Origin of the sequence: Paramicrobacterium salitolerans, from assembly GCF_051513965.1 — a bacterium.
In the GTDB taxonomy this organism is placed as follows: Bacteria; Actinomycetota; Actinomycetes; order Actinomycetales; family Microbacteriaceae; genus Paramicrobacterium.
In genome coordinates this window covers 2,346,694-2,365,276 of sequence record NZ_CP195847.1, presented here as the reverse complement: position 1 = coordinate 2,365,276, position 18,583 = coordinate 2,346,694, and the positions used below count along the sequence as shown (strand labels likewise).

General features: G+C 65.8%; 21 protein-coding genes. 11 read left to right on the top strand and 10 right to left on the bottom strand.

The genetic code is table 11. The features are described 5' to 3' along the window. Positions 1-35 precede the first annotated feature (35 nt). The 3 genes from ACSAGD_RS11395 to purS are packed head-to-tail and all read right to left on the bottom strand — an operon-like array spanning position 36 to position 1,542. Complete coding sequence (locus ACSAGD_RS11395; RefSeq protein WP_437582869.1) at positions 36-545, bottom strand: DUF3817 domain-containing protein; 510 nt, start codon at positions 543-545, stop codon at positions 36-38. Between the two features lie 53 nt (positions 546-598). After that, positions 599-1,294, bottom strand: a complete 696-nt coding sequence (purQ, locus tag ACSAGD_RS11390) for a phosphoribosylformylglycinamidine synthase subunit PurQ (protein ID WP_437582868.1) — start codon at positions 1,292-1,294, stop codon at positions 599-601. After that, entirely contained in the window at positions 1,291-1,542 is a 252-nt protein-coding gene (gene purS / locus ACSAGD_RS11385) for a phosphoribosylformylglycinamidine synthase subunit PurS (protein ID WP_437582867.1), read from the bottom strand. Before purS ends, purQ begins: the two co-directional genes overlap by 4 nt. 111 nt (positions 1,543-1,653) lie before the next feature. Between purS and ACSAGD_RS11380 the strand changes: the two genes are divergently transcribed. From ACSAGD_RS11380 to ACSAGD_RS11365, 4 genes are all read left to right on the top strand, one after another. Further along, the gene (locus ACSAGD_RS11380) at positions 1,654-2,862 is read left to right on the top strand and encodes a sensor histidine kinase (RefSeq protein WP_437582866.1); all 1,209 of its coding nucleotides are present in this window, start codon (positions 1,654-1,656) and stop codon (positions 2,860-2,862) included. Beyond that, a complete protein-coding gene (locus tag ACSAGD_RS11375; protein ID WP_437582865.1) occupies positions 2,859-3,479 on the top strand; it encodes a response regulator transcription factor in 621 nt (206 codons plus the stop codon). The genes ACSAGD_RS11380 and ACSAGD_RS11375 overlap by 4 nt, the downstream gene beginning before the upstream one ends. A gap of 138 nt (positions 3,480-3,617) precedes the next feature. After that, positions 3,618-4,775, top strand: coding sequence for a TIGR03364 family FAD-dependent oxidoreductase (locus ACSAGD_RS11370; protein ID WP_437582864.1), 1,158 nt, complete (start codon positions 3,618-3,620; stop codon positions 4,773-4,775). After that, complete coding sequence (locus ACSAGD_RS11365) at positions 4,772-5,518, top strand: phosphonatase-like hydrolase (RefSeq protein ID WP_437582863.1); 747 nt, start codon at positions 4,772-4,774, stop codon at positions 5,516-5,518. Before ACSAGD_RS11370 ends, ACSAGD_RS11365 begins: the two co-directional genes overlap by 4 nt. Positions 5,519-5,533: 15 nt before the next feature. On the opposite strand, the gene ACSAGD_RS11360 is transcribed toward ACSAGD_RS11365, so the two are convergent. The 3 genes from ACSAGD_RS11360 to ACSAGD_RS11350 all read right to left on the bottom strand — a co-directional run bounded on the left by ACSAGD_RS11360 (position 5,534) and on the right by ACSAGD_RS11350 (position 8,550). Further along, positions 5,534-6,613: an alpha/beta hydrolase gene (locus ACSAGD_RS11360; protein WP_437582862.1), complete on the bottom strand. Its 1,080-nt coding sequence runs from the start codon at positions 6,611-6,613 to the stop codon at positions 5,534-5,536. Positions 6,614-6,660: 47 nt separating this feature from the next. Further along, on the bottom strand, positions 6,661-7,551 hold the full coding sequence (locus ACSAGD_RS11355) for a VOC family protein (protein ID WP_437582861.1): 891 nt from the start codon (positions 7,549-7,551) through the stop codon (positions 6,661-6,663). 69 nt (positions 7,552-7,620) lie between these two features. Then, entirely contained in the window at positions 7,621-8,550 is a 930-nt protein-coding gene (locus tag ACSAGD_RS11350; protein WP_437582860.1) for a phosphoribosylaminoimidazolesuccinocarboxamide synthase, read from the bottom strand. 125 nt (positions 8,551-8,675) lie between these two features. Here ACSAGD_RS11350 and ACSAGD_RS11345 point away from each other — a divergent pair, with 125 nt between their 5' ends. Beyond that, a complete protein-coding gene (locus tag ACSAGD_RS11345; RefSeq protein WP_437582859.1) occupies positions 8,676-10,163 on the top strand; it encodes a DHA2 family efflux MFS transporter permease subunit in 1,488 nt (495 codons plus the stop codon). 6 nt (positions 10,164-10,169) lie between these two features. Here ACSAGD_RS11345 and purD read toward each other — a convergent pair whose 3' ends face one another. Beyond that, a complete protein-coding gene (purD, locus tag ACSAGD_RS11340) occupies positions 10,170-11,468 on the bottom strand; it encodes a phosphoribosylamine--glycine ligase (protein ID WP_437582858.1) in 1,299 nt (432 codons plus the stop codon). Positions 11,469-11,486: 18 nt separating this feature from the next. Between purD and ACSAGD_RS11335 the strand changes: the two genes are divergently transcribed. The 4 genes from ACSAGD_RS11335 to purF all read left to right on the top strand — a co-directional run bounded on the left by ACSAGD_RS11335 (position 11,487) and on the right by purF (position 14,986). Continuing rightward, the gene (locus ACSAGD_RS11335; protein ID WP_437582857.1) at positions 11,487-11,852 is read left to right on the top strand and encodes a sterol carrier family protein; all 366 of its coding nucleotides are present in this window, start codon (positions 11,487-11,489) and stop codon (positions 11,850-11,852) included. Positions 11,853-11,925: 73 nt separating this feature from the next. Beyond that, positions 11,926-12,387: a hypothetical protein gene (locus tag ACSAGD_RS11330; protein WP_437582856.1), complete on the top strand. Its 462-nt coding sequence runs from the start codon at positions 11,926-11,928 to the stop codon at positions 12,385-12,387. After that, entirely contained in the window at positions 12,384-13,484 is a 1,101-nt protein-coding gene (purM, locus tag ACSAGD_RS11325) for a phosphoribosylformylglycinamidine cyclo-ligase (RefSeq protein WP_437582855.1), read from the top strand. The genes ACSAGD_RS11330 and purM overlap by 4 nt, the downstream gene beginning before the upstream one ends. A gap of 44 nt (positions 13,485-13,528) precedes the next feature. Then, the gene (gene purF / locus ACSAGD_RS11320; RefSeq protein WP_437582854.1) at positions 13,529-14,986 is read left to right on the top strand and encodes an amidophosphoribosyltransferase; all 1,458 of its coding nucleotides are present in this window, start codon (positions 13,529-13,531) and stop codon (positions 14,984-14,986) included. A gap of 113 nt (positions 14,987-15,099) precedes the next feature. Here the strand turns inward: purF and ACSAGD_RS11315 are convergent, their stop codons facing one another. Beyond that, a complete protein-coding gene (locus tag ACSAGD_RS11315; protein ID WP_437582853.1) occupies positions 15,100-15,294 on the bottom strand; it encodes a DUF3073 domain-containing protein in 195 nt (64 codons plus the stop codon). Positions 15,295-15,517: 223 nt separating this feature from the next. Here ACSAGD_RS11315 and ACSAGD_RS11310 point away from each other — a divergent pair, with 223 nt between their 5' ends. Continuing rightward, on the top strand, positions 15,518-16,063 hold the full coding sequence (locus ACSAGD_RS11310; RefSeq protein ID WP_437582852.1) for a universal stress protein: 546 nt from the start codon (positions 15,518-15,520) through the stop codon (positions 16,061-16,063). Positions 16,064-16,103: 40 nt separating this feature from the next. Here ACSAGD_RS11310 and ACSAGD_RS11305 read toward each other — a convergent pair whose 3' ends face one another. Further along, the gene (locus tag ACSAGD_RS11305; RefSeq protein ID WP_437582851.1) at positions 16,104-16,715 is read right to left on the bottom strand and encodes a PadR family transcriptional regulator; all 612 of its coding nucleotides are present in this window, start codon (positions 16,713-16,715) and stop codon (positions 16,104-16,106) included. Further along, positions 16,712-17,560, bottom strand: a complete 849-nt coding sequence (locus tag ACSAGD_RS11300) for a DUF4097 family beta strand repeat-containing protein (RefSeq protein ID WP_437582850.1) — start codon at positions 17,558-17,560, stop codon at positions 16,712-16,714. The genes ACSAGD_RS11305 and ACSAGD_RS11300 overlap by 4 nt, the downstream gene beginning before the upstream one ends. 160 nt (positions 17,561-17,720) lie before the next feature. Here ACSAGD_RS11300 and ACSAGD_RS11295 point away from each other — a divergent pair, with 160 nt between their 5' ends. Continuing rightward, on the top strand, positions 17,721-18,488 hold the full coding sequence (locus ACSAGD_RS11295) for a MerR family transcriptional regulator (protein WP_437582849.1): 768 nt from the start codon (positions 17,721-17,723) through the stop codon (positions 18,486-18,488). Positions 18,489-18,583: the final 95 nt, after the last annotated feature.

Genomic DNA, 18,583 nt, shown 5'->3' with positions numbered 1-18,583 from the left:
CTCACATGCACGGCGACATGAGGGCGCGGAGAAGGTCAGGCGCCCCACTCGGTGGGCGGCCCAAGCGTCAGAAGCACACTGAACACCGCGATCACGGCGACGACCATGAGACCGCTCAGCAGGATCGGGTGAGCGAGGAAGAACCGCAGAAGGGCGCTGACCCAGGTGCCGTCGCGCGGGTCGTCGCTCTTCTCACGGCGCCAGTCGCCAACCAGCATGCCGCGGCGCTCGAGCCAGTTGTCGAACGGAATCGTGGCATACGGAACGATCGCGGTCGCGACAGCGCCGACGATCTGCAGTGGGCGCCAGCGCTGATTGACGCCGACGAGGCCCGCGGTGAAGGCGTAGGCGAGGAAGATGAAGCCGTGGATGCTGCCGCCCACCGTGACCGGCCAATCGCCGATCCGCGCGACGTACTTCAGCAGCATGCCGATGATCAGGAGCGTCCAGGTGATGGTCTCGGCGATCGCGAAGAAACGGTACAGCCGTCGGGGCGTGAGACGGGAATCGGATGCCGTGGTGGCGGCGGAGTCAGAGGAAGCCATAACTCTAGACTCGCCGCTTCGTCGCACTGCGGCATCGTCCGAAAGTTGGGAACCTAGACGGCCTGCAGCGCCTGGATGGCCGACGTGAAGAACCGCAGCCCGTCGACGCCGCTGCGCATGGCGGCAGCCGTGTCGGGCCCGAAGCCGGGCTCGATGGCATGCTCGGGGTGCGGCATGAGACCGACCACGTTGCCGCGGTCGTTCGTGACGCCCGCGATGTCGCGGAGCGAGCCGTTCGGGTTCATGCCGACGTAGCGGAAGACGACGCGGCCCTCGCCCTCCAGACGGTCGAGCTCGTCATCGGGCGCGATGAACCCGCCCTCACCGTTCTTCAGCGGGATCACGATCTCTTCGTCTGAGGAGAACGCGTTCGTCCACGCCGTCTCGGCGTTCTCGACGCGCAGCGTCTGATCGCGGCGGATGAAGTTGCCGTGATCGTTGCGAATGAGCCCGCCGGGCAGCAGGTGAGCCTCAGTGAGCATCTGGAAGCCGTTGCAGATGCCGAGCACGGGAACGCCGCGCTTCGCAGCATCCACCACCTCGGTCATAATGGGTGAGACCGACGCAATGGCGCCCGCGCGCAGATAGTCGCCGTAGCTGAACCCGCCGGGGAGAACGACAGCGTCGACGCCCTGAAGATCGTGGTCGCCGTGCCAGAGCGCGACCGGTTCGGCATCGGCGAAGCGCACGGCCCGCTGAGCGTCACGATCGTCAAGCGAACCGGGGAAGGTGATGACGCCGATTCTCATTTGGCGTCCGCCTCGCGGACCGAGACGACGTCCTCGATGACGGAGTTCGAGAGGATATCCTCAGCGACGGTCTTCACATCGGCGAGCACCTGATCGGTGACCTCATCGACGGTGATCTCGAAGCGCTTGCCGACACGCACGCCCTCGATCGAGGAGTGGCCGAGACGCGAAAGCGCGCCGTGCACCGCCTTTCCCTGCGGGTCGAGCAGCTCGGCCTTCGGCATGACATCAACAACAACAGTGGGCACGGTGGAGCTCCGGTTCACGACGGTCGACAAGATTTCCTCCAGTCTACTGTGCCGAGCGAGGTGAACTTTCGACTGATGACAGCGGGCTCGGCGGCGCATAGGCTCGCTCACGTGAGACACTCCGCCCTGACCCCCGTTTTCACGGGTCTGCGCTGGGCGCTTCACCTGCTGCTCATCGCCCTCATCATCTTCGCGATGGTGCACGCCGACATCGCCGCGGCACCGCACACACTGGCGATCCAGGTGCTCGGCGCGGCCATGCTCGTCGTGTACCTCGGCGGTGCCGCGGTCGCCCACATGGGGCGCCTGAGCGGTCGGATGCTGCGCGTCATCTCGTTCATCTGGATCGGCGTGCTGACCCTGATCTGGGCATTCATGCTGATGGTGTCGGTCGACGCGGCATTCGTCGTTTTCCCCCTGTTCTTCCTGTTTCTGCACGTTCTCCCCGTGACGGCCGGCGTGACCGCTGTCATCGTGACGACCACGATGTCGATCGCGATGCTCGGTTATCACTCAGGAATCAGCGTGGGAGGCGTGGTCGGCCCGGTCATCGGCGCGACGGTCGCCCTCGCCATCTCAGCAGGTTACGGCGCGCTCTACCGCGAAGCGGAAGAGCGCGAGAAACTTATCGCCGAACTCCAGGCGACGCGCGGTGAACTCGCGGTGGCCGAGCGTGAAGCCGGGGTGCTCGCTGAGCGGGAACGCCTCGCGCGGGAGATCCACGACACCGTTGCGCAGGGGCTCTCGAGCATCCAGATTCTTTTGCACGCCGCCGAACGGGTCGACGCCGATCGCGCCGGCCTCGAGCAGCTTCAGCTCGCGCGCCAGACGGCAGCGGACGCTCTCGTCGATACGCGGCGCATCATCCGCGAGCTGACGCCGCCTGCACTTGACGAGCAGACCCTGTCGGCGGCACTCGCGCGACTTGCGGCATCCGCCGAGCACACGATGCGCGCCGGAGGCCATTCGACCACCGTTCGATTCCACCTGGTCGGAGAACCCGTGCCGTTGCCGATGGCCGTCGAGACGACGCTGCTCAGAGTGGCGCAGAGCGGCATCGCCAACGTGCAGCAGCACGCGAATGCGACGACTCTGGATGTGACGCTGACGGTGGAGGAAGATGCCGTCTCGCTCGACGTCGTCGACGACGGAGACGGCTTCGACCCGGCGACGATCAGCGCGCAGAAGAGCGCGTCGTTCGGGCTCACCGCGGTGCGTCACCGCATCACCGAGCTCGGCGGAGCCCTCACCGTCGAATCCGCTCCCGGCGAGGGGACCGCCCTCGCCGCCACGATCCCGCTTCGCGTGGAGGACGAATGATCCGCTTGATCATCGCAGATGACCACCCGATCGTGCGCGCGGGGCTGCGTGCCCTGTTCAGCACCGAGGACGACATGCGGGTCGTCGCTGAGGCGGCGACGGGCGACGAGGCGGTGGCGCTCGCCGAGGGCGAGGTCGACCTCGTGCTCATGGACCTGCAGTTCGGCGACGGCACACAGGGGGTCGAGGCGACGCGTCGCATTCGCAGCGCGGGCGGACCGAGGGTGCTCGTGCTCACGAACTACGACACGGATGCCGATATCCTCGGGGCGGTCGAAGCGGGAGCTGCGGGCTACCTTCTGAAGGATGCTCCACCGGCAGAGCTGCTCGCCGCGGTGCGCGCGGCCGCGGCCGGGGAGACTGCGCTCGCGCCGAGCGTGGCCGGCCGTCTCGAAGCGCGGCGGGGCGCGGCATCCGTCTCACTCAGTCTTCGCGAGTCCGAGGTGCTCGAACTCGTCTCTGATGGGCAGTCGAACCGCGAGATCGCGCGGAGGCTGTTTCTCTCTGAGGCCACCGTGAAGTCGCACCTGGTGCACATCTTCACGAAGCTGGGCGTCTCGAGCCGCACCCAGGCTGTCGCGGTGGCGCGCGAACGGGGCCTCATCCGCACGCAGTGAGCCGCGAACTCCCCGTCGCCGCATCGATGGGAAGCGTTAACCCCCGGTCCACCCGCGAGACTCCCATGATTCGACTCCCACTTCTACCTTCGTGCACGACACCACACACGAAGGGTTCACTCGCTTATGCGTGCAGACATGTCGACGACCGGGTGGGATCTCGTCGTCGTGGGTTCGGGAATCGTGGGCCTCGGCCACGCGCTCGCCGCAGCTGACCGGGGGCTGCGTGTCGCGGTCATCGACGCGGCGAGCGACATCGTGGGCGCGAGCATACGCAACTTCGGACACGTCGGGACGTCAGTGCAAACCGGGCTTGCGCGCGATTTCGCGGAGCGAGCGCGTGAGATCTGGCTTCGCCTCCGAACCGAGGTGGGCATCGACGTCGCGGAGTACGGAACGTGGATTCCGGCCCGTGCCGCCGACGAGATGGCGGTGCTCGAGCATCTCGCCGCGACGGACGATGCGCGGCTGCTGTCGGCTGACGAAGTCACACGCGTGTCGCCGATCACAGGAGCGGTCGGCGGGGCGCACCTGCCGCGCGATCTTCAGGTGGATCCGCGCGTCGCAGCACCTCGACTCGCGGGGCATCTCGCCGGGCGAGGCATCCGCTTTCTCATGCGTGAGGCGGTCGTGCGTGTCGAGCCGGGTCGGGTGCTCACGAGTCGACGCGAGATCGAAGCGGATGCCGTCGTGGTCGCGACCGGCCACGATGTCGATCGGCTCTTCCCGCTTCTCGCGGAGCGGCGGAACGTGCGGCGCTGCGGGCTCGACATGCTGCGGGTCTCCGCGCCGTTGCGCAGACCATTGCCGGGTCCCGTGCTGACAGCGTGGTCGATGTTGCGCTACCCGGCGCTCGCCGAGGCGCCCGCGACGGAGGCGCTCCGCGAGAGACTGCACTGCGAGCGGCCAGACATGGCGGCGCTCGACGTGAACCAGATGTACACGCAGGCCGCAGACGGCTCGCTGCTCGTGGGCGACACCCACTATCGCGGCACCGTCATCGCACCGTTTCAGAACGAGCTCGCGTTCGACGTGCTGCTGGATGAAGCCGCGACGCTCTTCGGGCTCTCCGAGCGGCCGCGCGTCATCGAACGGTGGCAGGGCGTGTACGCGCAGGGCGACGAGCCGTTTCTCGTCGAGACTCCGGGCGACGGCATCCGAGTCGTCTCCGTGACCTCGGGGATCGGCATGACGACGGGTCTCGGTCTCGCCGAACGGGTGATCGACGATCTCATCGATGCGGCGGGCGACCCGCTCGGGCGTCTGGACCGCATCGTCACGAAAGGGGAATCATGACAATCGACGGTGGAGTTCTGACCGAGCCGGTCAGGGGGATGCACGAGGCGGCGGAGTTCCGCGACGTGACGGTCGAGCTTGCGGTTCTCGACATGGCGGGCACGACCGTGCAGGACGCCGGGCTCGTCGAGGCGTCGTTCACGCAGGCCGCGGAGGCGACGGGAATCGTCGAGGATGCCGCCGACTTCGAGCGCATGATCGAGTACGTCCGCGACACCATGGGACAGTCGAAGATCCAGGTCTTCCGCGCGCTCAGCCGCGATGAGGCGACAGCGCAGGCCGCCAATGTGGAGTTCGAGCGCGCCTACCTCGAGCGCGTCGCGAGCGTCACGGCGATTCCGCAGGCAGAGGAGACGATGGGGATGCTGCGCGAGGCTGGCGCCGCCGTCGCTCTCACCACGGGCTTCTCCCGAGCCACCATGGACGCGATCGTCGAGGAGCTCGGCTGGCAGGACGTCGCCGACGTCATGCTGTGTCCAGCGGATGTGGGCCGTGGACGTCCCTTCCCGGACCTTCCGCTCACAGCGCTTCTGCGGACAGGCGCGCCGAGCGTCGAGTCCATGATCGTCGTCGGAGACACGGCCAGCGATATCCGCAGCGGATGCGCCGCGGGTGCGGGCTTGGTCGTCGGTGTGCTGACCGGCGCGCACGACGACGAGCAGCTCGGCGACGCCGGCGCTGACGAGATCATCGCTTCTGTGGCATCGCTCCCCGCGATGCTCGGGCTCGGCGTTCTGGCGTAGCGCGTTCCGCCGCCGTCACGCCTCGTCGTGGAGCGTGCGAAGCGCGGCGATCACGTCGCGATGCCAGCGCTCTGAGATGGGGGAGACCCCGCGGTAGTCCATGACGTCGTGAGGCACTCCGAGGTAGCGGACGGCGCTGGCGTCGACGCCGTTGCGCCGCAGCGCGTGCGCGTAGGCCTCACCGTCTCCCCGCAGCACATCGAACTCTGCGGTGAGGATCACCGCGGGTGGAAGCCCGCGAAGGCTCTTCGCTCGGAGGGGAGACGCCAAGGGGTCCTTCGCACGCGCACGGTCGCTGAGATAGGCCACGGCCACCGCGACGAGCTCGTGGCGCGCGTACAGGTACGGCAACCGGAGCGCCCGCAACGGGGCGAGGTCGAGGTGCTTTCCGGTGAGGTCGAGCGCCGGGACCTCGAGGATCTGCAGTCTCAGGGGAACCCGCGCACGTCGACGGTTCAGCAGCGTCACCGCAGCGGCGATGTTTCCGCCAGAGGAGATCCCTCCGACGGCGATGCGCTCCGGATCGATGCCGAGTTCGGCCGCGTGCGAGTGCGCCCATTCGAGCGCTGCGTAGCCCTGCTCCACGGGAGCGGGGAAGTGGTTCTCCGGAGCGAGCGCGTAGTCGACCGCGATCGTGACGACGTCGGCATCCACCGTGCGTGAGCGGAAGAGCGCGTCGATGCTCGTCCAGTCGATGCCCCCGAGCTGGAACGACCCGCCGAAGAAAGCGATGACCGCGGGCAGTGGCTGATCCCCCGCATCCTTGGGGCGCATGATGCGAACGCGCACATCAGGGTGGCCTGAGACCGCTATGACTCTGTCCTCGGAGTCGACGTCGGGAACCGGCCATCCGACGCGACCGAAGAGCTTTGTGTCCCACGCCTGAGCGTTCTTCCGCTTCCACGCTGACGTTGAGCGGCGCGCCGTGCGCGCGGCATCCGTTGCGCTGGCCCGTCGAGCCTGCTCGCGCGCCTCGCGTCTGCCCAGACGGGCGAGTCCTCTGCGCCCTCTCATGACGAGACCGGAGCGGAACTGGCCGACGAGGTCGCGCACGTGCGTGCGATGGAGTTCAGCGAAATACGGGTCAAGCGGCACGGTGCACCTCCGCCCTCATTATGACCTGAGAGGGGCGGTGAGCGACGTCAATCCGAGGTGGTCACCGTGATCAGGTTGTTCCACGGATCATCGAAGCGAAGCGTCCGTCCATCGTCTCGTGTGGCGATTCCCTGGTGCCGCAGACGCTCGTCGAGGGCACCCAGTCCATCACGGTCCGGCAGGGCGATATCGATTCGTCCGAGACCGAGCGCCGGCATGCGCGGGCCCGCGCCGCGACTGTTCCACACGTTCATCGCCATGTGATGGTGGTACCCGCCCGCCGAGACGAAGAGGGCCTGGTCGCCGAGTGTCGCGGTCGCATCGAAGCCGAGCGCGCCGACGTAGAACTCGCGCGCGGTCGCCGTATCGCCCACCGAGAGGTGCACATGGCCGACCGTCGCTCCGCCGAACACGCGAACGTCGCCCGGAGTCTCGGCGCCTCTCTCGGTGAGGTGCTCACGCAGAAACTGGTTCGGATCGAGGTAGAGCGTCGCCATCTCGACCTGGCCGTGCACCCAGCTCCACTGAGTGCGGTCACGATCCCAGTAGAGCTCGACACCGTTCCCCTCGGGGTCAGTGAAGTAGAAGGCCTGACTGACGAGATGGTCGGCGCTGCCGGTGAACGTGCCTGGCGCGTGCCGTGCGACCGAGTAGAGGGCGGCCGCCAGCGCGGCCTGCGACTCGAAGAGAATGGCCGTGTGGAACAGTCCGGCAGCTCCGGAAGCCGCGTGCCGGAGGTCGGGCGCATGCTCCAGGATGATCACGGCGGTCCCGCTTCGCCCGAGCGTGACCGTGCTCTCGGTCTCCTCCAGCACCGTGAGTGCGACGGCGTCCCTGTAGTAGGCGGTCAGGCGGTCGAGGTCGGCGACGAGCAGGGTGACCGGACCCATCGCTGTGTCTGAGGCGAGGCGGTCGGTGGTGTCGAGTGACGGGGTCATGTCATACTCAACATTAGTTGTAGCTACAACATTCCCGCAGAGGCTCCTACGAGGCAGAAGGGGATGCCGCTACCGCTTCGTCAGCGTCGAAAGCAGCTCTCTGTACCGTCCGGCCGTGCGCTCGATGACATCGGCGGGCAGCTCGGGAGGAGTACCGGTCATGTCCCAGTTCGCGCGAAGCCAATCGCGCACGATCTGCTTGTCGAAGCTCGCCATCCGCTCGGCGGGGTCCGTCTTCTCGGCCCAGGCGGCGGCGTCCCAGTAGCGGGAGGAGTCGGGCGTGAGCACCTCATCGGCCAGAGCGATCTCACCGGTCTCGGGGTCGCGGCCGAACTCGAACTTGGTGTCGGCGAGGATGAGCCCGCGGTCCTCGGCGACCGCGGCCGCTGTGCGGTAGATCGACAGGGAGAGGTCGCGAAGCGCCTCGGCATCCTCTTCGCCCACCAGCTCGACAGTGCGTTCGTACGAGATGTTCTCGTCGTGCTCGCCGAGCGGTGCCTTCCACGCCGGTGTGTAGATGGGTTCGGGCAGACGGTCGCCGTTCTGGAGGCCGTCGGGCAGCTCGATGCCGCAGACCGTGCCGTGCTCGGAATACTCGGCCCAACCGGAACCGGTGAGATACCCGCGTACGACGGCCTCGACGGGGAACATGTCGAGCTTCTTCACAAGCATCGCGCGGTCAGCGACCTCGCTCGGTAAGGCATCGTGCCCGCGTCCACCGGGTGCGTGGCTCGCCACGAGGTGATTCGGCACCTCGAGCTGGTCGAACCACCACAGGCTGAGCTGTGTGAGCACAGCGCCCTTACCGGGGATGCCGGGGGAGAGGACGTAATCGTAGGCGCTCACGCGATCGCTCGCGACGACGAGCATCGCGTCGCCCGCTCCGGCAACGTCCGTGGAGGTCGCTGCAGGCTCGAACAGATCACGCACCTTTCCCGAGTAGAGGTGGTTCCAGCCGGCCGGTGTCAGGTTTGTGCTCACGTCTCCATTATCGGGCATCCCTTTTTCTCGTTACGGGGATGCACATGGGTGTTCGATTCCGGGTGGTATATTCCGATGCGCGGTGCGCCGCCCGCGATCGGGCTCTCTGCTCATGACGATGACGGCCACGCGTAAGGACTTCTGTGGAAAAGACGGCACGGCCGTGGGCTGCTCTCTGGGCGCTCGTCATCGGCTTCTTCATGATTCTCGTGGACACGACCATCGTGTCTGTCGCGAACCCCGCGATCATCGAGGGCCTGGACACGACGATTGAGAGCGTGCTGTGGGTGACGAGCGCGTACCTTCTCGCCTACGCGGTTCCATTGCTGATCACGGGGCGCCTCGGCGACCGATTCGGGCCGAAGAATCTTTACCTCATCGGGCTCACCGTGTTCACGATCGCTTCGGCCGCCTGTGGGCTCTCCGGCGACATCTCACTGCTCATCACTGCGCGCGTGTTCCAAGGCTTCGGTGCCTCGATGATGACACCCCAGACGATGGCGGTCATCACGCGCATCTTCCCACCGGACAAGCGCGGTGCCGCGATGGGACTCTGGGGTGCGACCGCCGGTGTCGCCTCGCTCGTCGGGCCGATCCTCGGCGGAGTTCTTGTCGACGCACTCGGCTGGGAGTGGATTTTCTTCATCAACCTGCCGGTGGGAGTCATCGCCTTCGTCGCGGCCCTGCGCTACGTGCCGGCCCTGACGACGCACTCGCACCGCTTCGATCTGATCGGGGTGGCGCTGAGTGCGGTCGGAATGTTCCTCCTGGTCTTCGGCATCCAGGAGGGCCAGAGCTACGATTGGGGACAGATCTGGGGCCCGATCTCAGTGTGGTCTCTCATCATCGCCGGACTCGTCGTGCTGACGGGATTCGTCGTCTGGCAGCACTTCAACCGCGGTGAGCCACTCGTACCTCTGAAGCTCTTCCGCGACCGCAACTTCTCGCTCGGCAACACGGTCATCACAACCGTCGGCTTCGCGATCACCAGCATGGCGCTGCCGCTCATCTTCTATCTCCAGATGGTGCGCGGCCTGACGCCCACCGAGTCGGCGCTCATGATGGTGCCGATGGCGGTGATCTCGGGTGTGCTCGCTCCGTTCGTCGGCCGACTGATCGACCACATCAATCCTCGTCTCGTCGCTACCGCGGGCATGGCGTGCTGCGCGGTCGCCCTCGCCTGGTACGCGGCGGTGCTCACACCCGACCAGCCGATCTGGATCCTCCTGCTGCCGAGCGCGGTCATGGGCCTCGCCAACTCCGCGATGTGGGGACCTCTCGCCACGATGACCACGCGCAACCTGGCTCCGGCGCTCGCGGGCGCGGGTTCCGGCGTCTACAACACGACACGACAGGTCGGAGCGGTTCTCGGAAGCGCTTCGATCTCGATGCTCATGCAGGCGAGGCTCGCCGCAGAGCTCCCCGGCGGTGGGTCAGGGCCGGATGCCGCGGGGCTCTCCGGCGTGCTCCCGGAGTTTCTGCACATCGGCTTCAGCGCGGCGATGGGACAGTCGCTTCTGCTCCCCGCGGCGGTCGCTCTCGTGGGCGGAATCGCCACGCTGTTCTTCGCGAAGCCGAAGCCCCTGTCGGCTGAGTGGACCTCAACTGAGGAGGCTCAGCCGGAGAGCTGACCTGCCTCAGCCCTCGGCGTCGGCAGCGCGCTTTGCGATGTCGGTGCGGAACTGCGCACCCTCGAGCCCGATCCGGTCGATCGCTTCGTAGGCGCGCGCACGCGCCTCGGTGAACGTCGTGCCGAGCGCGACGACGTTCAGCACGCGACCGCCGGACGCGATCAGCGTGCCCTCGGCATCCGTGGTCGCCGCATGCGCGATGTGCACGCCCTCGACCTCCAGCGCACTGTCGAGTCCCGTGATCGGCCGTCCCGTGACGGGTGTCGCGGGGTAGTTCTCGCTCGCGAGCACGACGGTGACGGCCGTGGTGAGACCGAACTGCGGACGATCCGATTCGTCGAGGGTCCCCGTCGCGGCGTTCATGAGCAGCTGCGAGAGCGGAGTGGCCAGACGCGGCAGCACGACCTGCGTCTCCGGGTCGCCGAAGCGCGCGTTGAATTCGATGACACGGATGCCGCGGTCAGTCGGCGTCTCTCGCTTATCAGTGAGGATCAGCCCCGCGTACAGAAGCCCGATGAACGGAGTCTGCTCTTCGGCGAGCTGGGTCACGACCGGCTGGGCGACCGTGCGGATCACCTCATCGACGAACTCGTCTTCGGTTCCGAACGTCTCATCGAGCCACGGCAACGGCGAGTACGCGCCCATACCGCCGGTGTTCGGCCCCTCGTCCCCGTCAGCGAGACGCTTGAAGTCCTGCGCGGGCGAGAGCGGAAGAACGCGGTGCCCGTCGCTGAGGAGGAACAGGGAGACCTCCTGGCCCTCCAGGAACTCCTCGACGAGGACGCTTCCGCTCGTGAGATAGGTGCGCGCGTGGTCCAGGGCCGCATCGCGGTCGGGCGTGACGATGACGCCCTTGCCCGCGGCGAGACCGTCGGCCTTCACGACGTACGGGGCGCCGAACGCGTCGAGGGCCTCTTCGACGTCGGCGAGGGTCGTGGCGCGCTGTGCGCGGCCGGTCGGCACGCCCGCGGCATCCATCACTCTCTTGGCGAATGTCTTGGACCCCTCAAGCTGCGCCGCAGCCTTGCCCGGGCCGAACACGGGGATGCCCTGCTCGCGCAGCTCGTCGGCGACACCCGCGACGAGCGGAGCCTCAGGACCGATGACGACGAGGTCGACCGCCTCGTCGATGGCGACGTTCGCGGTGGCGACCGGATCGTTGATGTCGAACGACAGGCACCGCACGTCGCGCTCGATTCCGGCGTTCCCGGGTGCGGCGATGACCTCGTGATCGTGGTCTTCCGACAGAAGCGACAAGATGATGGCGTGTTCGCGTGCGCCCGAACCCAGCACAAGAATCTTCACGACGACTAGCCTATGGGTATGGCACGCGCTCGCATCACCGATGACGTCGGAATCCCCGCTGTCGATCGCGCGGTGCGCGAGGCCGCTGCTCGACCGGACATCGCGACGGCCGTGCGATTCACGCTGCAGCTGCTGGCCGAGAGGTACCCGGGCAACACGGTCGAGGTGCGAGTGCCGCCGTTTGGGGCAGTGCAGTGCATCGAAGGGCCGAAGCACACGCGCGGCACGCCGCCGAACGTCATCGAGACGGACGCCGAGACATGGCTGCGGCTTGCGACGGGGGGAATGACGTGGTCGGATGCCGTCGAAGCCGCCGCTGTCTCGGCATCCGGGAGTCGGGCCGATCTCGACGGGCGCTTGCCTGTTCTGCGACTCAGGCACTGACGCGCGTGCGCCCCAGGTGCGATGCGCGTCTCACTGTCAGAAGCACACAGGATGATGCGCGACAATAGAGGGTATGAGCAACACACCGGGCGACGTGCCCGAGCGGGCTGTCGAAACCGAGTCGTCGGGTGAGGCGATCGTCCGACGCGCACCGAAATACCAGTCGTTTCTGCTGATCGGCGTGGTGGTGGGCCTCATCGTCGCCATGGCGCTCACCCTCATCTTCCAGCGCTCACCAGAAGAGCTCGACGCGTCGAAGGGCGAGCTGTACTACTCGCCGATGCAGGTGTTCGGCTTTCTGCTGCTGATCTGCGTGCCGATCGGGGTCGCTCTGTTCGGCATCCTCGCGTGGGTGATCGACCTGCGCGCACGACGCCGTTCGACGGTGGTGCAAGTCGGTAAGGTTGAGGTGCGCCCCATCGATGTCGAGACGTCGGATGCTGCGGAAGCACAGCCGGCCGCCTCTGCGGAGGAGACCTCGCGGGACGTCTCATCCCACGAATCCGTCTCCCCTAACGAAGAGGACACGAAGTGAGCAGTTCCACGTCGTACCGCGAAGCTGGCGTCGACACCGCTGCGGGCGACCGCGCCGTCGAGCTGATGAAGAACGCGGTCGCCAAGACGCACGGTCCTCAGGTGGAGGGCGGCTTCGGCGGCTTCGCTGGACTGTTCGACGTGTCCTACCTCAAGGACTTCCGTCGACCGCTCCTCGCGACATCGACCGATGGCGTCGGTACGAAGGTCGCGATCGCCCAGGCGATCGACAAGCACGACACCATCGGGCAGGACCTCGTCGGCATGGTCGTCGACGACATTGTCGTGGTCGGTGCGAAGCCGCTCTTCATGACGGACTACATCGCGTGCGGCAAGGTCGTTCCCGAACGCATCGCCGACATCGTCCGCGGCATCGCCGAGGCGTGCTCGGCCACGGGTACCGCGCTCGTGGGCGGTGAGACCGCCGAGCACCCGGGCCTCATGGGCGTCGACGACTATGACGTCGCAGGGGCAGCGACCGGGGCGGTCGAAGCGGATGCCGTGCTGGGAGAGCACCTCGTCGTAGACGGCGACGCGGTCATCGCTCTCGAGTCGAGCGGTCTCCACTCAAACGGGTTCTCGCTCGTCCGGCACATCCTCTCGAAGCGCGGTATCGGGTACGCCGATTCGTCAGATGACCTCGGCGGAGTGGTCGGTGAGGTTCTGCTTGAGCCCACGCGCCTCTACACGACACCGATCCTCACCGCGCTCGAGGCGCACCCCGGAGCGATCCATTCGCTCTCTCACGTGACGGGCGGAGGCATCGCGGCGAACCTCGCCCGCGTGCTGCCGCAGGGCTCATGGGTCGAGGTCGACCGATCGACATGGTCGCCGTCCCCAGTCTTCCGGGTGCTGAGCGACATGGCCGGTTCGAGCCTCGAGAGCTCGGAGGGCACCTGGAACCTCGGCATCGGATTCTTCGCTGTCGTGGACGCTGCTCAGGCGGCATCCGTGATCTCAACGTTCGAGACCGCGGGCATTCCGTCGTGGCAGGTCGGCACCGTGAACACCGGAAGCCGCGACCTCGACGGCTTCGAGCAGGGAGCGAAGGGGGTCGACGGCGGGGCCGTCCGCCTCATCGGAGACTATGCGAGCTGACGTCAACACCGCTGAACAACTGACCACCCCGGGAGCCCCCTGACATGTGCGGAATCGTCGGAATCGTCTCACACGAGCCCGTCAACCAGCAGATCTACGATGCGCTGCTTCTGCTGCAGCACCGCGGACAGGATTCCACAGGCATCGCCACCGCCGAAGGGGCGACGTTCCACATGTCGAAGGCCAAGGGCCAGGTGCGTGAGGCCTTCCGCACGCGAGACATGCGGACGCTTCTCGGCAACGTCGGCCTCGGTCACGTGCGGTACGTCACCAAGGGTGACGCCGCGAACGAGCAGGAGGCACAGCCCTTCTACGTGAACGCGCCGTACGGCATCATCCTCGTGCACAACGGCAACCTGACGAACACGCGTGAGCTCGCGAAGGACCTCTTCCACGTGGACCGCCGTCACGTGAACTCCACGAGCGACACCGAGATGCTGCTCAACGTCCTCGCGAACGAGCTGCAGAACCAGATTTCGGGGCTCGAACTCGACCCCGATCAGATCTTCAACGCCGTCGCTCAGGTGCACGAGCGCGTCGAGGGGTCGTATGCGGCGATCGCGATGATCGCCGGGCACGGTCTGCTGGCGTTCCGTGATCCGTACGGCATCCGACCTCTTGTTCTCGGACGTCGTCCGACGGGAATGGTCGGTGACGATTGGGTCGTGGCATCGGAGTCTCTCGTGCTGGAGGCCGCGGGCTACGAAGTCGTCCGAGACGTCGCTCCCGGTGAGGCTGTGTTCATCACGCCCGACGGTGAGCTGCACTCGAGGCAGTGCGCTCGCCAGACGAGTCTCGTGCCGTGTTCGTTCGAATACGTCTACCTGGCGCGTCCGGACTCGATCATGAACGGCATCTCGGTGTACGACGCACGTCTGCGCCTCGGGAACCGCCTGGCGGACACCATTCGCAAGCACATGCCGCTCGGAGACGTCGACGTCGTCATGCCGATTCCAGACTCATCGCGACCTGCCGCGATGCAGGTCGCTCAGAAGCTCGGCATCGAGTACCGCGAAGGCTTCTACAAGAACCGCTACGTCGGCCGCACGTTCATCATGCCGGGGCAGGCGCAGCGTAAGAAGAGCGTTCGGCAGAAGCTCAATGCGATGTCGAGCGAGTTCAAGGGCAAGAACATCCTCATCGTCGACGATTCGATCGTGCGAGGGACCACGTCGCGCGAGATCGTCGAGATGGCGCGTGCGGCGGGTGCGAACAAGGTGACGTTCACGTCGGCGGCGCCGCCTGTGCGGCATCCTCATGTCTACGGCATCAACATGCCCAGTCGTGCCGAACTCATCGCACATGATCGCAAGATTCCCGAGATCGGCGAACTGCTCGGCGTGGACCACATGATCTACCAGGAGATCGAAGACATGAAGGACGCCATCGTCGAGGGCTCCGATGTCACTGATCTGGAAATGAGCTGCTTCACCGGAGAGTACGTCACCGGCACCGTCACCGATGAGTACCTCGAGTGGATCGAGCGCACACAGCTCTCCTGATCGATGGGTGCGCGTTTCGGCGCACATGCGCGCGTACGGGAGAACGGCGCGCGCAAAAGCAACGAACCTGCCGGAAGAGGCGTCTCTCCGGCAGGTTGACGTTACGTTTTAGTTCAGGCCCGCTTCTGGCGGTCAGCCGAGAAGTCGTCAGCGTACTCGGACCACTTCGAGATTTCGTCCTCGTAGGGGTCAGACTTTGACTTCCCGGTGAGCTCGCGCTCGAGCTGGTCGTAGTCCACTTCGGGACTGAACGACTTGAGCTCACGAGCGATCTTCGTGTGCTTTGCCTTTTGACGGCCGCGCCCCATGCGAGACCCCCTCACAAAATCAGTTGTCGGATGACCTGTTGGCCACCCGCGGTTGCACTAACCAGCGAACGATAAGACCAACTTCAAGTTTAGCATGAGGCGATCTAGGACTCTCCTGGGAGACTGGTGAGCGGTTTCGCCTGCGAGAGCAGTGCGATTTTTACATGCACGCCGTGGAATATAGCGCGTTGCGCCGCGAGAGCAGTACGCTGAGGCTAAGGCGATGACGCCAGTTCGCGAGACGCGAGAGGAGTTCGAGATCATGCTGAACCCCACTGGCCCGGTGCTCATTGGAGTCACCGGGGAACAGCCCGAAGACGTTCCCGAGCAGGGAATCGCCTTCGCGAAGGCATTCGGCCGTGATGCGGTGTTCGCGTGGGTTGATACGACGCAGTACACCTCAGGCTTCATGTCTGACGGAACCGTTGCGTTCTCGACCTTCGATCCGGACCCCGCTTCTGACAGCAGGCCCGATGTCGCATGGCTTGAGGAGCGTGCGCGCGAGGCTGTCGGTTCCAGCGGTGTGCAGTGGACGACGCGCGTCGGGGCCGGGCAGCCCGCGGCTGTTCTTGGAGCCATCGCCGATGAGTCCGACGCCTCAATGATCGTCGTGGGAACGAGGGAGCCTGGATTCATCGCGGGACTTCAGGAGTTCCTCGGAGGCTCGGTCGCGGCTCACCTCGCTCACACGCAGTCGCGTCCGGTGATCGTGATACCGCTGCTGCCCGTCAGCAAGGGTGGCCGTGTTCCGTGGGAGCCTGAGGCCTAGCCTCGCACCTGGCTCTGCGTCGGCACCGGCGTCGGACCCGTCACCGAACGCGAAGCTGCTCTCTCACACGCGCCAGCTCGCTGCGCGCTGTATCGATCAGTGACGTCGGCACTTCATTTCCGGCTGCGATGTGCGATCGAAGCTCGGTGCGAACGTCTCGGCGGAAGTCGGTGATGGCCTTCTCGATCTCGTAGAGCGCGACTCGGCTCGTCGTACGCGTATCGGGATCGTCCGGGGTCACTGTCGCCTCTCGGGGAGGTGCGGAACTCGAATCGCGAGCAGCGGCAGCGAGCTCTGCGCGAAGCGACTTCATCGCATCCGAGACGCCGGAGCGCACTTCATCCGCAAGACGGCGTACAGAATCAGTGACCTCGTCTTCGACGGCATCCAGATCGTCTGCGCGTCGCTCAAGTTCGGCTCTGCCGGCATCCGTGATCTCGAATATGCTCTTTCGTCCTTCTGTCTGTTTGACGACGAGTCCTTCGTCCGCCAGTTTCGACAGGCGTGGGTAGATCGTTCCCGCGCTCGGGCTGTACGTGCCGCCGAAGCGGTCAGAGAGTGCCTGGATGATCTCGTAGCCGTTACGCGGCTTCTCGTCGAGCAGCTTGAGCAGATAGAGCCGAAGGCTGCCGTGCGCGAACACGGGGGTCATTGGGCTGTCCCGTCGCTGGAGACCGTGAAGCTCTCGGCCTCGGTCCGGCGGATCACCGATACGTCACCGCTGACGGTGTTCGCTGACACCTCGGTCACCTGGTTTCCTTCACCGGGCACCGTCAGAGAGTAGCCGCGACCGAGCGAGGTCACGACGCGATTTCCGTCGAGGTAGACCCGTCCACTCACGGTGTTGATCGAGTATCGGGCCCCGACCTCCTCGTCGATGCGCGCGGTGAGGTCTCCCGACATGGAGTTGAGGCGGATGCGATCGCACGACCCGCTCGCATCGATGAACACGTTGCCGGAGACCGTGTCGCAGCTGAAGTCAGAGATTCGACCGGATGCCGTGACATCCCCCGAGACCGTGTGAACGCCGATGTCGCCCGTGTGGTTCTGGACGTTGAGATCGCCGGAGACCGCGTTGAGTTCGAGGTCGCCCTTCAGGCTGTCCGTCTGGATCTCTCCGCTGATCGTGCTCAGTTTGGCATCCGTCGTGAGTCCGGCAACGAGCGCATCTGCGTCGACGACCCCGAACGTGAGCTCAACGTCGCGGGGGACGAGCACGCTGACGATCGCACGTTCGCGCCCGGGGCGGAACAGACGAAAGGTCTGCAGAAAGTTCTCCCACCTCAGCTGCGGGTGGTCGATCTCGAGCCGATCGCCGTCGATGCGGACTTTGAGGTCCTGCCCTGCGACCTCGTTCACCTCGACACGCGCCGTCTCCTCATCGTGTCCGATGACGTCGACCTGGCCGCCGATCATAGCGACCTTGAGCGAACGGATGATGCCGGTGTCGATGACACGCGACTCCCCGGGCCTGATGAACCATTTCTCGTGTGACATGAGAGTTTTCCTTCGTCGTGGGAACGCGATATATCGCGTTTACTGAAGTCACGATATATCGCGTCTCCTGAGATAGCAAGAGAAACATGAGAGATGCGTCTTGACTTTGACGTAACGTCAACTTCTACGCTGAGTGGGTCACAGAGAAGAAAGAGAGATCATGCGCTGGTCGATTACTGAGATTGCCGCGCTGACCGGCACGACGAGTCGAACGCTGAGGCACTACGACCACATCGGTCTGCTGCCGCCAGCGAGCATCGGGGCGAACGGCTACCGCTATTACGACGATGCGTCGCTCGTGAGGCTGCAACGCATTCTGCTGCTGCGCGACCTCGGACTCGGGCTGACCACCATCGCCGAGGTCATCGAGAAGGAGAAGGATGCTCCGGCAGCGCTCCGCACCCACCTCACGTGGCTGCGGCAGGAAAGTGACCGCCTCGCGCGTCAGATCGCGGCGGTCGAAGACACAGTGCATCGCTTGACGAAAGGAGAAGAACTGATGGCAGAGGCAATGTTCGATGGGTTCGACCACACCCAGTACAAAGACGAAGTTGAGACCAGATGGGGAGAGGACGCGTATGCGCGGTCTGACGCCTGGTGGACGTCAATGACCGAGTCTGAACGTTCGAACTGGAAGGCCCAGCTGGCGGCCCTCAACGCCGATTGGACGGAAGCCGCGGAGCGTGCGGTGTCCCCGCAGGGCGAGGAGGCACAGAGCCTAGCGCGACGCCACGTCGAGTGGCTCGACGGAGTGCCTGGTGTGCCGCGCGCGGCTGACGGCGGCCTCTCGCGTGAGTATCTGCTCGGGCTCGCCGACATGTATGTCGCCGACGAGCGATTTGCGGAGAACTATGGCGGGCAGTGCGGTGCGAAGTTCGTGAGAGACGCGCTTCACGCGTTCATTGAGAACGGTGGTCGTGAATCCTGACGCGGTCGCGAGGTCGTGGGCGATCGTTCACCAGCAGGAATAGGTGCAACGACAGAGGGGCGAATGTCGCGCAGACATTCGCCCCTCTGGAGATG

Coding starts and splice junctions, on each gene's coding strand:
- ACSAGD_RS11365 (WP_437582863.1), top strand. CDS start 4,772: ATGACAATCGACGGTGGAGTTCTGACCGAGCCGGTCAGGGGGATGCAC.
- ACSAGD_RS11300 (WP_437582850.1), bottom strand. CDS start 17,560: ATGTCACACGAGAAATGGTTCATCAGGCCCGGGGAGTCGCGTGTCATC.
- ACSAGD_RS11315 (WP_437582853.1), bottom strand. CDS start 15,294: ATGGGGCGCGGCCGTCAAAAGGCAAAGCACACGAAGATCGCTCGTGAG.
- ACSAGD_RS11305 (WP_437582851.1), bottom strand. CDS start 16,715: ATGACCCCCGTGTTCGCGCACGGCAGCCTTCGGCTCTATCTGCTCAAG.
- purQ (WP_437582868.1), bottom strand. CDS start 1,294: ATGAGAATCGGCGTCATCACCTTCCCCGGTTCGCTTGACGATCGTGAC.
- ACSAGD_RS11295 (WP_437582849.1), top strand. CDS start 17,721: ATGCGCTGGTCGATTACTGAGATTGCCGCGCTGACCGGCACGACGAGT.
- ACSAGD_RS11335 (WP_437582857.1), top strand. CDS start 11,487: ATGGCACGCGCTCGCATCACCGATGACGTCGGAATCCCCGCTGTCGAT.
- ACSAGD_RS11355 (WP_437582861.1), bottom strand. CDS start 7,551: ATGACCCCGTCACTCGACACCACCGACCGCCTCGCCTCAGACACAGCG.
- ACSAGD_RS11330 (WP_437582856.1), top strand. CDS start 11,926: ATGAGCAACACACCGGGCGACGTGCCCGAGCGGGCTGTCGAAACCGAG.
- ACSAGD_RS11310 (WP_437582852.1), top strand. CDS start 15,518: ATGACGCCAGTTCGCGAGACGCGAGAGGAGTTCGAGATCATGCTGAAC.
- ACSAGD_RS11395 (WP_437582869.1), bottom strand. CDS start 545: ATGGCTTCCTCTGACTCCGCCGCCACCACGGCATCCGATTCCCGTCTC.
- ACSAGD_RS11370 (WP_437582864.1), top strand. CDS start 3,618: ATGTCGACGACCGGGTGGGATCTCGTCGTCGTGGGTTCGGGAATCGTG.
- purF (WP_437582854.1), top strand. CDS start 13,529: ATGTGCGGAATCGTCGGAATCGTCTCACACGAGCCCGTCAACCAGCAG.
- ACSAGD_RS11375 (WP_437582865.1), top strand. CDS start 2,859: ATGATCCGCTTGATCATCGCAGATGACCACCCGATCGTGCGCGCGGGG.
- ACSAGD_RS11350 (WP_437582860.1), bottom strand. CDS start 8,550: ATGCCCGATAATGGAGACGTGAGCACAAACCTGACACCGGCCGGCTGG.